The 13,491-nt window shown below is 38.0% G+C and carries 11 protein-coding genes; all 11 read left to right on the forward strand.

Features of this window, described 5'->3' with window-relative positions:
• The first annotated feature begins 196 nt into the window (after positions 1–196).
• The 11 genes from QKW49_RS16370 to QKW49_RS16420 all read left to right on the forward strand — a co-directional run bounded on the left by QKW49_RS16370 (position 197) and on the right by QKW49_RS16420 (position 13,484).
• Positions 197–1,015 carry a peptidase MA family metallohydrolase gene (locus QKW49_RS16370; protein WP_282863737.1) on the forward strand — a complete coding sequence of 273 codons (819 nt, stop codon included), beginning with the start codon at positions 197–199 and terminating at the stop codon, positions 1,013–1,015.
• 85 nt (positions 1,016–1,100) lie between these two features.
• Positions 1,101–1,802: a response regulator YycF gene (yycF, locus tag QKW49_RS16375; RefSeq protein ID WP_349239035.1), complete on the forward strand. Its 702-nt coding sequence runs from the start codon at positions 1,101–1,103 to the stop codon at positions 1,800–1,802.
• A gap of 11 nt (positions 1,803–1,813) precedes the next feature.
• Positions 1,814–3,565 (forward strand): ATP-binding protein, encoded by a 1,752-nt coding sequence (locus QKW49_RS16380; RefSeq protein ID WP_282863739.1) that lies wholly within the window; start codon positions 1,814–1,816, stop codon positions 3,563–3,565.
• A gap of 103 nt (positions 3,566–3,668) precedes the next feature.
• Entirely contained in the window at positions 3,669–4,172 is a 504-nt protein-coding gene (locus QKW49_RS16385; RefSeq protein WP_282863740.1) for a hypothetical protein, read from the forward strand.
• A 45-nt stretch (positions 4,173–4,217) separates the two neighbouring features.
• Entirely contained in the window at positions 4,218–5,663 is a 1,446-nt protein-coding gene (locus QKW49_RS16390; RefSeq protein WP_282863741.1) for a hypothetical protein, read from the forward strand.
• Positions 5,664–5,681: 18 nt separating this feature from the next.
• On the forward strand, positions 5,682–6,542 hold the full coding sequence (gene yycI / locus QKW49_RS16395) for a two-component system regulatory protein YycI (protein ID WP_282863742.1): 861 nt from the start codon (positions 5,682–5,684) through the stop codon (positions 6,540–6,542).
• Positions 6,543–6,690: 148 nt separating this feature from the next.
• Positions 6,691–7,947, forward strand: coding sequence for a UDP-N-acetylglucosamine 1-carboxyvinyltransferase (locus QKW49_RS16400; protein ID WP_282863743.1), 1,257 nt, complete (start codon positions 6,691–6,693; stop codon positions 7,945–7,947).
• A 29-nt stretch (positions 7,948–7,976) separates the two neighbouring features.
• A complete protein-coding gene (locus tag QKW49_RS16405; RefSeq protein WP_282863744.1) occupies positions 7,977–8,768 on the forward strand; it encodes an MBL fold metallo-hydrolase in 792 nt (263 codons plus the stop codon).
• Positions 8,769–8,784: 16 nt separating this feature from the next.
• Positions 8,785–9,264, forward strand: coding sequence for a 23S rRNA (pseudouridine(1915)-N(3))-methyltransferase RlmH (rlmH, locus tag QKW49_RS16410; protein ID WP_282868161.1), 480 nt, complete (start codon positions 8,785–8,787; stop codon positions 9,262–9,264).
• 183 nt (positions 9,265–9,447) lie between these two features.
• Positions 9,448–11,181: a phospho-sugar mutase gene (locus tag QKW49_RS16415; RefSeq protein WP_282863745.1), complete on the forward strand. Its 1,734-nt coding sequence runs from the start codon at positions 9,448–9,450 to the stop codon at positions 11,179–11,181.
• Positions 11,182–11,351: 170 nt separating this feature from the next.
• Complete coding sequence (locus QKW49_RS16420; protein ID WP_282863746.1) at positions 11,352–13,484, forward strand: O-antigen ligase family protein; 2,133 nt, start codon at positions 11,352–11,354, stop codon at positions 13,482–13,484.
• Positions 13,485–13,491: the final 7 nt, after the last annotated feature.

Here is a 13,491-nt window from a genome sequence, read left to right on the forward strand (position 1 = left end):
TTTTAGCACGTAGAAGGAGTGAAGCGCGGGGACGGACCTACTGTTGCGCTTGTTTTTTAGGGAAGCTGCAGGTCCGTCCCCGTGCTTTGCGACTGACCAATTAAGCACTTTTTCACATCCCTCTATATAACAATATATTCTTCTTCCATCTCGCTCCTATCTCTGTTATAATAAGGATATACTGGGGGTGAGGTCAGTGATAACCGCAGTCAACAAGAAATCCACTGTATTGATCACAGTGGTTATTTTTATGCACATTATAGCCAATAATTATATAGTTATGAGAAACGCTATTTACAATGTATGTGTTGAGGCCATTAAAATAAAGAGTATATTTCAAGTGAAGCATTATGCTGTGTATGAGACAGCTGATTTTAAAGTAATGTACACGGAACAAGACAGAGATATTGCTTACTTAGTGTCAAATACTATAGAAAAAGATTTTGCTAGAGTAAAGCGAAGATTGAATCATCATATAAGTATAAAGATTCAAATTATTATTTATCCTGATTTAGAAACCATGAGAGAGAAGCTTGATCTAACAGAAAGAGATTATCCCATGGGCATATACTATGGAGGAATCCTTCATATATTATCGCCTAAAGTGTGGATAAAAAGTAATAATATGAGCATAGTAAGCCGAGAGTTTGAGAAAAACGGACCAATGGTACATGAGTTAGTACACTTAATTGTCGATCAGAAAACAAACGGTAATTTTCCGCTATGGTTTACCGAAGGAGTTGCATTATACTACGAATATCAGTTGACCGGTTATGAATGGGGAGAAGAGCTGGGAAATATATATAACAGCAGCTCGCTGGCTCAACTGACTCACTACTTTGATACACTTGATAAAGATATCGCATATAGACAAAGTTTTGAAATAATTAAGAAAATAGCCGATATATATGGGGAAGAAAAAATATTGTCCTTACTAGACCAATTAGGCCGCGGACAAATAGGATTGACCGGTAAAGTTTCACTTGAAAGTGTAGTAAACAATTTGATACAATGATAACAATAGCTTAGGGTTTGGTATCCGGAGTTTGGAGTAAGGGATCAGTTCTCCCCACTCCTCACTCCCCACTAACACGGAGGTAATGATGAGCAGAAAAATACTTGTAGTAGATGATGAGAAACCAATTGTAGATATATTAAGATTTAATTTAAAAAAAGAAGGATATACCATTATAGAGGCCTATGATGGTGAAGAGGCTGTCAAAAAAGCATTGAATGAAAATCCGGATCTGATATTATTGGATGTGATGCTGCCAAAAATGGACGGGTTTGCCGTATGTAAAAAGGTTAGAGAAAAAAGCGATACCCCCATTCTCATGCTTACGGCAAGGGAAGAAGAAGTAGATAAGGTGCTTGGCCTTGAATTGGGTGCTGATGATTATATCACAAAGCCCTTTAGTGTGAGAGAATTGATGGCAAGAGTAAAGGCTAATCTTAGAAGGGTAAGTGCCGATACTGCTGCTGCTAGCGGTGGACAATCAAGTATTGCCGTAGACAAACTTGTGATCGATATGGAACGTTATGAAGTAAAAAAAGAAGGAAGCATACTAGAACTTACATTGAGAGAGTTTGAGCTGCTTAGGTTTCTTTCAACGCAGCCTACTAAAATCTTTTCAAGGGAAAATCTTCTTGAGAAGGTATGGGGTTATGAATATTATGGAGATGTACGGACCGTTGATGTAACCGTAAGAAGGCTTAGAGAAAAAATAGAAGATAACCCGAGCAACCCACAGTATATCATGACCAAAAGAGGAGTAGGATATTACTTCAACAATAATTTTTAGGGCGGATGGGAATGTTTAAGAGTATTCAGTGGAAACTGGTAATGATGTTTGTTCTTCTTGTGATCTCTGTCATTATTGTAGTCGGAATATACTTGTCCAGCAGCGTAACAAGCTTTTACCACGATGATTTTAAGAAAAAAATGGACAGGGTCTTTAATAATGATGATATAGACTTTTCCGGTGCTGCTGTTAGTACCGATCAATTGGATAAAGTGTTAAAAAGCTTTATCGGAATGTTGGGAATTGACACCTACCGCAATTATTTTATATTAAACCCGTTGGGAGGGGTATACCAGTCATCCAATATGGAGCTGGCGGGAGATCTTGAGTATACCCCCAATATGATCAGGGCGATGCGGGGCAAAAAAACCGTAGATGTTAAGAATAATAAGGATTATATGGATTATGCCATTCCGATTATGGAGCGTGGAAAAACCAAATTCATTATATATATAAGAGATGAAAAGAATGACCTCAATGAAATGACAAGCGAGCTGTTTAATATTATTCTCAAAGCGTTAGCTGTCGGGCTAGGCGTTTCAATGATTATGGGTTATTTTTTATCCAGTACCATCACCATACCTATTGCATCATTGACAAAAAAAGCTGAGAAAATGGCTGCCGGTGATTTTGAACAAATGCTGGAAGCAAAATCCGATGATGAGATAGGAAAGCTGACCAATACTTTTAATTATATGGCATCAGAGCTAAAACATACACTGGAAGAAATCGCAAGTGAGAAGAATAAGGCTGAAACCATACTGTTGAATATGACAGATGGGGTAATGGCATTTAATGTTGATGGCACTTTGATTCATGCAAATCCTGTATCCAGAAATATATTGAACATACAAACATTCGATGATAAAGAAGCAAATTTTGATGAGTTTTTTAAAAGTCTAAATGCAGATATTTCCATAGGAGAATTAATATATCTTGATAATAATAAAACATTGGAACGTGAAATTGAGATAAATGATGTGCACTTGAAAGCTTCATTTGCAGCTTTCAAGGTAGAAAAAGAAAAAGTGGGCGGTGTAGTGGTAGTGCTGCAGGATATCACTGAACAGCAAAAACTGGACGCTGCAAGACGGGAATTTGTTGCCAACGTATCCCATGAACTTAGAACGCCGCTGACATCTATCAAGAGTTATGCGGAGACGCTGTTGGATGGAGCCTTAGACGATCGGGAAACAGCGGTAAGCTTTTTGAAAGTTGTAAATAACGAATCTGACCGTATGACCAGATTGGTCAAAGATCTGTTAATTCTGTCCAGGCTGGGTGATAAACAAGTACAGTGGAACAAGACGTATTTCTCAATGAAAAAGCTTATAGATGAAGTGGTAGAAAAGCTCACATTAAGTGCTAAACATCGGAAGCATAGGCTTACTTTTACTTTGGTCAGCTCTCTGCCTGATATCTACGGGGACAGAGACAGGATAGAGCAGGTGTTAAAGAATATTGTTTCCAATGCGATAAAATATACCCCGGACGGAGGAGAAATATCCATATTTGCCGGCTGTGTATATAATGAGGTGTATGTTAAAATTAAAGATAGCGGTATAGGGATACCGAAAGAAGACCTTTCCAGGATATTTGAGAGATTTTACAGAGTGGATAAAGCACGCTCCAGAGAGATGGGCGGTACCGGTCTTGGATTGGCGATTGCAAAAGAGATTGTGCTTGCTCATAATGGGACCCTCTCCATAGACAGCGAACTGGATAAGGGAACTGAAGTAACCATCAAAATACCTGTAGCTTGATTTTTTAGACATGTAAATTTTTCTTAATTCTGATGTAACCCAATTGTAACAATAATATTGTATAATATATATGTAAATGTATAGTTATATACGAAGGGGTGAAGTGATGGTTAAGCGCCTGATACAAGCTTTTATAGTGACGATGGCATTATCGGTTGCAACGGTTGGTTTTGCAGCTCCCGATGCAATGGAAATAGACGATGACGGCACTGTAGATGATCTTATCACTATAATTAGTCCGGCAGAAGAAAATGTTACGACTTATAACGAAGTAGAGCCTATTTCGGTTTCAGGACGAGAAGGGGTTTCGATAGCTGTTTATGTATATGATAATGGAAGCAGTAAATATAGGAACATCATGTTAAAAGATGATGAGGGAGAACTGGTAAATGAAATCGAGCTGGGGGCATCCGGATTATTTGCTCAAGAGCTGGATTTAGTTGAAGGCGTTAATCAGTTTGCACTAAGGGCCCAGTTAAGTGATGAAGTCTATCAAGTAGAGAAGATAGGATTTACGCTTATGAAAGCATTGGCGGATAAAATTAAAGGGCTTCCTACAGGTTACTATAGAGAATATAAAGATCTGCTAAAGAACGCAAACAAGTAGAAGACGAGTCGCAACCGCAGCGTATAGTATGGGAGATTGATAATTTTGAATAAAGAAAAACTAAAGACGCTAATACTTATTTTGCTGGTTGTAAATAGCTTAGTCCTTACATCGAGAATATGGCTTAATGAAAAATTATGGTCGAATGACTATAATTTTTTTGCTAATTGGAGAAATGTGGTTGTTGATGTTGTTCCATGGTTAGGTCAGAATATGAAAGAAGAAGCATCTACAGATGCTAGTTCGTATTTATCATTAAAGATTGTAGTCAATTATGGGAATAGTAATAGGGTTGTTTATGTAAATGGGCAAGAAGTATATGATGAATATCTGAATGAAATTTCAAAGATTATGGAGAAACTATTAAAAGGAGAAACAGAATTAAAAAATCAGCAAAGTCAATTAAAGGATGAGTGGGTAAATGCGTTAAAGCAGAAATCTCTTTTGATTGATTTGGATACACCGTATAGAATGAAGCATATGGCACAGTTCTTAGGGATAAAGGAGACACCCTTGTCGGGTTATATAAAAGAGGCTAAGGAGCTTATTATAGTTCCGGGAGATACCATTTCCGGCAGCATTACTGTTCTAGTAAGAAATGCTCAAGATGGTTCGGTTTTTAAGTGCTACTTGAATTATGACAAATCAAATATAAACCGATTAATGGAGCAGTACGCTGCAAGTGCTGCTGTAAATCATAGGTTTTCATATGAACTTGGAATGGATAAAATAGTTAATGAAAAAATTATAGTAGATTCTTTTGTTCTATTTCCGTTTAGCAAGCAGAAAATCAATGTTTTAGGTGGTATAAATCCCATTCATGATGAAAATGATGTAAAAAGCATTTTGAGAGCATTTAAGTATAGCACCAATAATTTAAGAAAATATACCGAGATTGATGATACGGTAGTATATGTTGAAAATGACAGTACGCTAAAAATCCATCCAAATGGATTTATTGAGTATGACGCAGTACAAGAGGGAAAAGGTTTATTGCTCAATAATTTGTCTGCCGCCGGCGAAAGTATACTGCCCACTTTTCGGCAATCTCTGGAGATGGCGTTGGATTTTATGAGCTATATTGAGAAAACACATGATATAAAGCTATCTTCTGTTATAGAAGATCCCAATAAATCAGGAAGCTATAAATTCATTTTCAACTATTATTTTGAGGGATTACAAATCAGAGTGAAGCTGGATGATGTGAAGGCAAGAGATGCTGTGGTTATAGAGATGGTTAACGGAAGGTTAAAAAGCTATCGTCATTACGCACGGGATTATCAAATTGTAAAAGAAACAGATGTGGGTCTGCCGGTATCTTATGTTATGGATAATATTATTAATATGATGAGTGAAAGCCAAGGGCAAGTTAAAATTTCCGATTTATTTTTAGAGTATGAAGAGTCCGGAAGTCAAGAACTGCTTGAACCGTACTGGGGTGTAAGAATTGAAGGAAGCAAAGATATATTTAAAATACCTGTAGGAAAATAAAGATTTGAGGGAAGGATTATGTATTGGTCTAGGGTAAAAACCATTCTGATCATCTTGTTTTTATGTATTAATATTATATTATTGGTGAATATGATGGTATCTGTCAATCAGACGATTACCATTAGTGCTGATGTCGTGGAAGATACTGTTGAGGTATTAAAAAGAAATGGTATAGGAATAGACCCAAGCATCATTCCTACCAAAATGCGTAATATGCCGTCACTTGAAATTGAGAACCCTGTACAGCACCCGTCTGAGCTAGCTGAGACCATGTTTGGGGCAGGGTTTGAACAACAGGAGGAAGAGAATAAATATAAGTTTGTTTTAAATAATAAGATACTAGAGGTACATGGGTGTGAATTTATCTATACAGATCCGGAACCGGATATGGATATGATAGATCTCAATGATGCAAACGCGGTAAGTTATGCAAAAGAGGCACTGGAAGAATTCAAGTTCGATTTAAAATATGCTTCGCCGGGTATAGTAAGAAAAATAAATGATGATGAGTTCGCAGTGACTTTCCGGCAGAAGTTCGAAAAAAGGGATGTTTTTAGTAATCATATTACTGTTATCCTTTCGTCAAAAGGTGTAACCAATATAAAAGGATATTGGTTACTACCAAAGCGCTTTACGTCGGAAAAGCTGCCGGTATATCATATTACCGGCATCCTGATTGATTTTATCAAGAATCCGGACAGACCGCAGGATCAAAACAGTACCATTACAGGCATTACATTAGGATACTATCGTGTAGATACCAATAAAGTATATATAAAAAATACGACAGGCAAACCTGTATGGCGAATCTCAACCGGAGATGGCAAATCCTATTATTACGATGGGGCAACAGGAAATTATATGGGGATGGAAAATTAAGTAATGTATTTTTTGAGGAATAAATGCATGTTTTTCTACAACAGTGATATTTTATAGGAAAAATTATCTAGTTAAAAATTGTTCTTTAAATCATTCGTGTACAGTGATATAATATAAACATTGAAAAAAGCAAGGGTAGGTGTATGCCTTGGAAAAACTCGTGATTACAGGAGGCAATAAACTGAAGGGGGAAGTCACTGTCAGTGGTGCAAAGAACGCAGTTGTTGCTATTATTCCTGCAGCGCTTCTGGTAGAGGGTGTGTGCAGGATAGAAAATGTTCCGGACATAAATGATGTGACCGTAATTGTGGATATGCTGAAGCAGCTTGGATCCGCAGTGAATTACATAAATAATAATACTATAGAAATAGATTGCTCGGTAGTAAATAGTTATACAGCACCATATGAGATGGTAAAGAAAATGCGCGCCTCCTATTATCTGTTAGGTGCGCTATTAGGGCGCTTTAATAAAGCAGAAGTTGCTTTTCCCGGCGGGTGTGATTTTGGGGTGAGACCTATTGATCAACATATTAAGGGATTCGAAGCGTTGGGTGTAAAAGTGGAAATGGAGCATGGTGTAATCCATGCATGTACCGATAAAATAGCAGCAGCGCAAATATACATGGATGTGGTAAGTGTAGGAGCTACCATAAACGTAATGCTTGCGGCCGTTAAAGCAGATGGGATCACTATCATCGAGAATGCGGCAAAAGAGCCCCATATCGTAGACGTAGCGAACTTTTTGAATGCGATGGGTGCCAATATCAGAGGTGCCGGAACAGATGTGATTAAAGTCAAAGGAGTAGACAAGCTCACAGGAGGGACTTATTCTATTATTCCCGACCAGATTGAAGCGGGCACGTTTATGATTGCAGCGGCAGCTTCCGGAGGGGATGTTGTAGTTAAGAATGTTATCCCAAAACATCTGGAGTCAATTACAGCAAAGTTGATCGAAATGAATGTGAATGTAGATGAATATGATGATGCAGTCAGGGTATGGAGAACAGATAAACTTTTAAAAGCGAATGTAAAAACACTGCCTTACCCTGGATTTCCTACCGACTTACAACCCCCCGTTGCCGTTTTATTAGCGATGGCCGAAGGCACAAGCATTGTAACCGAAGGGGTATGGGATTCTCGATTCCAGTATATAGATGAATTGAAGCGTATGGGTGCCAATATAAAGGTAGAAGGAAGAGTTGCTGTGATAGAAGGCGTGGCAAAATTGTCAGGTGCTCCTGTAAAAGCAACGGACCTTCGTGCCGGTGCGGCAATGGTTATCGCAGGTATAGTGGCCGACGGGATTACTGAAGTACACGACCTCAAACATATCGACCGAGGGTATGAAAACTTTGAAGCAAAACTTCTCAGTCTCGGAGCGGATATTAAGAGAATAAAAATATGAACCTGTAAACTTTTTTGAAAGGATCAATTATGATAACATTCTGTTCATTATTTAGCGGCAGCAGTGGAAATTCTATATATTTAGCCAGTGAAAACACTAAAATATTGATTGATTGTGGAGTGAGCGGCAAGCGTATTGCCGCTTCTTTAGCAACTATGGATATTCAAGCATCGGAAATAGATGCTATTTTTGTAACCCATGAGCACAAGGACCATACCCATGCGGTAGGGATTATGTCCAGGCGGTATGACATACCCATCTATGCGAATGAAAATACCTGGTCGGGTATGCAGGGCGATCTCGGAAACATAAAGACGGAGAATAAAAAAGTCTTTGATACTCACAAAGAAATTTGCATAAAAGATATCTGTGTTCGGCCGTTTTCCATTCCCCATGACGCATCTGAGCCGGTAGGATATAATTTTTTGATGAATGATACAAAAGTCACGTTGGCCACCGATATCGGACATGTTAATGAAGGATTGGTTTCGCAGCTTGAAGGAAGTGAGATGATCCTGATAGAGTCGAACCATGATATAGAGATGTTAAAGTGCGGCTCGTATCCGTATTTTCTCAAGCAGAGGATACTGGGAGAAAGAGGACATCTCTGTAATGAAGCAGCAGGGGAGCTGGTTGCGCATCTTGCGATGAAAGGGACTTCGCGATTTCTGCTAGGGCATTTAAGCAGAGAAAATAATTTTCCGCAATTAGCTTACCAGACTGTATATAATGCGCTGGAAAGCAGAAAGATAAAAGTAGGGAAAGATGTACTGCTGGATGTAGCGGATCGGGAGAGTCGAAGCAAAGTATATCGTTTGTGAAGGGGTAATCCTCGTGTTGACCATTAAACTTATTACTGTCGGGAAAATCAAAGAAAAATATCTGAGCAACGGAATAAGCGAATATGCCAAACGTTTATCGCGATATTGCAAGCTGGATATCGTAGAGATTAGTGATGAAAAAATTCCTGACAACGCAGGCGAAAAACAAGAAGAAATGGTTAAAGTAACCGAAGGGCAAAAAATCCTTAATCATCTTAAAGATGGTATCTATACTATTGCACTGTGTGTTGAAGGAAAACAGCTTGATTCTGTTGAACTGTGCGAAACCATTGATAGATTGGCTGTCACGGGAAAAAGCACCATTGCGTTTATTATCGGCGGATCGGTAGGCTTATCCGATGAAGTCAAATCAAAGGCAGATTTAAAATTAAGCTTCTCCAAATTCACCTTTCCTCACCAGCTAATGAGGTTAATATTATTAGAGCAGATATATCGTTCCTTTAAAATAACAAGTAATGAAACCTACCATAAATAATCCATAAAATGTAAAATTGTCTATAGACAAACATTAGAAAGTACTATATTATATTAATTGGTAAATATATACGTGTATTAGTGAGGAGTCGGGAGTTAAGAGAAGATCAAAAAAACTCCCCACTCCTCACTCCCAACTTAATATCTGAAGACGTAATCTAATTCATCTAGGAGGTTCGATCATATGAACTACATGGAACAATACAAATACTGGCTTGAAAGTCCATACGTTGATCAAGAGATCAAGGAAGAATTAAAGCAAATAGAGAACGATGAGAAAGAAATAGAAGAGAGATTTTATACCAATCTTGCTTTCGGTACAGGCGGATTAAGAGGAATCATCGGTGCAGGAACGAACCGGATGAATAAATATACCGTTCGTAAAGCGACGCAAGGCTTGGCGACATACATATCAAAGCTGGGACAGGATGCAAAAAACAGAGGCGTAGTAATCGCCTATGATTCCAGATATAGATCACCTGAGTTTGCGATGGAATCTGCGAAGGTGTTGGCGGCTAACGGGGTAAAAGCTTATGTATTTGATGAACTCCGTCCAACACCCGAGTTGTCCTTTGCGGTAAGAGAGTTAGGTGCGATGGCAGGAATCGTTATTACGGCAAGCCATAATCCTGCAAAATATAACGGTTATAAGGCCTATGGGGAAGACGGGGGACAGCTCCCGCCTGAAAGTGCGGATGTTGTACTGGAAGTCATGGATTCGATAGATATTTTTACCGGCGTAAACGTAATGGACGAGCATCAGGCGAAGGCATCAGGCCTTATTCAAATGATCGGTGAAGAAATTGATGTGAAATATCTTGCGAAGGTAAAGGAACAAAGTATAAATCCTGAAATTGTAGAAAAAATGGCAGAGGACTTCAAGGTGATTTACACACCATTTCATGGGACGGGCAATAAGCCTGTAAGAAGGATTCTTGATATGATAGGCATGAAAAATGTACTCATAGTGAAGGAGCAGGAACAACCTGATCCGGCATTTTCCACTGTCAAATCACCAAATCCCGAGGAAAAAGATGGTTTTACCATTGCGATCGAGATGGCTAAGAAAGAGAATGTTGATCTCATTATCGGTACTGACCCGGACTGTGACCGTATTGGTGTGGTAGTAAGAAATAAAGAAGGTGAATACGTTACTCTTTCAGGCAATCAGATGGGCGTATTGCTTACGGAATATGTCCTATCTCAGAAAAAAGAAAAAGGTACGCTTCCTTCAAATGGCGTAGTGATAAAGACCATAGTAACCACGGAGATGGCCAGAGCAGTAGCCGAGCATTATGATGTTGAAATCATGGATGTCCTCACCGGATTTAAATTCATTGGTGAAAGAATTAAAGAGTTTGAACAAAATGGTAATAAAAAACAATATGTTTTCGGATTTGAAGAAAGTTACGGCTATCTTGCGGGAACATATGCGAGAGATAAAGATGCGGTAGTTGCAGCTATGTTAATAGTTGAGATGGCCGCATGGTATAAGTCCAGAGGGATGAGCCTTTTTGAAGGAATGCAAGAGTTATATGATAGGTATGGCGTATACTTGGAAAGTCTTAAATCTATTACCCTTGAAGGTAAAGAAGGCATTGAAAAGATGAAAGACATCATGGACAGGCTTAGAAAAGAGACGCCAGAAGAGATAAATGGCGTAAAGGTTACCGTATTAAGAGATTATAAAGCAAGCAAGAGATATGATATGATCCATAATAAAGAAGAAGTTATTCATCTTCCAAAATCAGATGTACTGTATTTTGAACTGGAAGATAAATCATGGTTCGTAGTAAGACCATCGGGGACCGAGCCTAAGATCAAGATATATTTTTCAGTAGTATCAGATATGCTGCCGGCAGCACAGAAGAAACTAACATCCTTTATGGAGGAAGTTGTTGCTAATATTAATAAATAAGTTTTTACAAAAGATATCTTCAGACAGGAGATATCTTTTTTCATCAAATATTTACATTTCTGTTAAAGTGGTTGCGAAATATATCATATTAATGTAAAATATTTAAAGAATTAAAATAATGGGGTTTTTGAGTGCTGTGTATTTGGTACTGATAGAACATGGAGGGTAATATGGGAAAACGTAGAAAAAATGCAGTTCAAGTGCAAAGCGGGAATCACGAAATGATGAAATGGATCCTGCTGAGTATTACTTCAGCTCTTATTGCGCTGCCTCCTTTTTTCAGGGGATTGTTTTTTGAAGAAGAACAGTTTGTTGTATATATAATATCTTTTATTTCTTTTATAGCGCTTTTGACATACAAGGCGATAAAAAAAGAACGCCTTGCTTTAAATACATATCTTGATTATACATTGATAGGTTTAGTCATAGCATATACTATTTCTGCAGCGGGTGCCGTCAATACAAGATTAGCAATAGCAGAAGTATTAAAGTACTTTAACTATCTGGTAATCTATTTCTTAGTAAAAGAGCTTATTCATGAAAGTAAATATGTGAAACTAATACTAAGCATTATTTTAGGAAGTATCACAACGGTAGCGTTTATCGGATTAGGAGCTGCGGCAGGCACATTTAAATATGATGGCGCTTATTCATTGGCGGAAAATGAAAAATGGATCAATTCTACGATACAATACCATAATGCTTTTGCAGCCTTAGTACTATGTGGACTGCTTCTTTGCTATGTTCTATATACTGTATATAAGAATATGTGGGTAAAAAGTATCATAAGCATATCTGGGTTTATGCTTTTATTTGGCTTTATTTTTTCTTATTCTCGAGGTGCATGGGTTCTGCTTCCTATATTTATATTCATTCTAATGATTGCCGCGTGGAAATATATTTTGATGGATATGATAGCGCTAAGCATAAGTCTTATCGTACCTACAGTGATTAGTGCCCAGGGGTTCCGTGCAGCTACACTGTTAAGAGACCAATCATCTTCATGGAAGTGGCTGGTTATTGGTTTTGCTGTATGTATAATAGTGAATTTATTAATGCAGTATATAATAAATGTTTGTAAGAAAAGGATGGGCAAATTAATCGGTAATTATAAGATAATCATTATTTCATTAATTGGAGTATTGACTTTAGGTGGTATTATTGCATTTTTATTTGCACCAAACATTCTTGCTAAAATCCTTCCACAGGATCTTCTCAGCAGATTACAAGGTATAAATTTTTCTACCGGAACAGTAAGAGAGAGATTTGTATTTTACTTTGATGCTTTTGAAATTGTTAAAGATTATCCGGTACTTGGCGGTGGAGGCGGTGCGTGGGAAAGTCTATATTTCATGTATCAGTCCTATTTATACTGGTCAAATCAAGCGCACAGCTACATTATGCAGGTATGGGTAGAAACGGGTACCATAGGATTCATTATATATATCGGAACAATATTGGCTTTCTTGATAGAATCAGTAAGGTGTTTAAGAAAACATATGAAAGAGCAAGAAGATTACTTGCTATTAATCGGTATATTTACTGCTGCAGGAAGTCTAGTTGCGCATAGCTTCATTGATTTTGATTTATCCTTAAGTGCGATATCCATTATACTATGGACTTTGTTTGCACTGATAGGAGTATATGCATCACAAAAGGACGAGAGTCACAAGCTAAATAAAGAACTCCCTATACGCTATGGGATAATACCCACAATAGTACTATTCATAACTGTATGTACATTTGCCGTTGCAAGTGATTATGCGCGAAAAGGTGTCCGCTATGGGGAAGCCAAGCGGTTGACAGAAGCTGCGGTATTGTTTCGTTCAGCTGTTAACTTTGATCCCCTAATGGCATCCTATAGAATAGACTACGCAAACACGCTGTTTGACTCTTACGTGAAGGATAATAAAATACCACGAGAGGTTATGGATGAAGCGAAGAAGCAAGCAGAAAAGTCTCTTAGTTTAGATAAATATAATGCTGACCGGCATGCACGTGCGGGAGCGTTTTACTTTAAAATCGGAGAAATTGACCGGGCGCTTGAACTGTTCGATAAGTCGGTACAGCTTCAGCCTCTAAGACCGGAGAACTACCAGCAGAAAGCACATGCATATTTACAGGCTGCGCAATATTATTTAAATAAAAAGGACAATGATAAAGCGAAAGAGCTGGTACAAGAAGTAATAAGCATTGAAGAACAAATAGAGCAGCTTAACGCAATAAAGCTTAAACCGGTAACATTAAATAGTGAGACAGGGAAAATGATCGAACAGGCCAAAGAGCTATTGGAAAAATTGTAAAATGAGG

The sequence above is a fragment of the Petroclostridium sp. X23 genome (assembly GCF_030013905.1).
Lineage (GTDB): Bacteria > Bacillota > Clostridia > SK-Y3 > SK-Y3 > X23.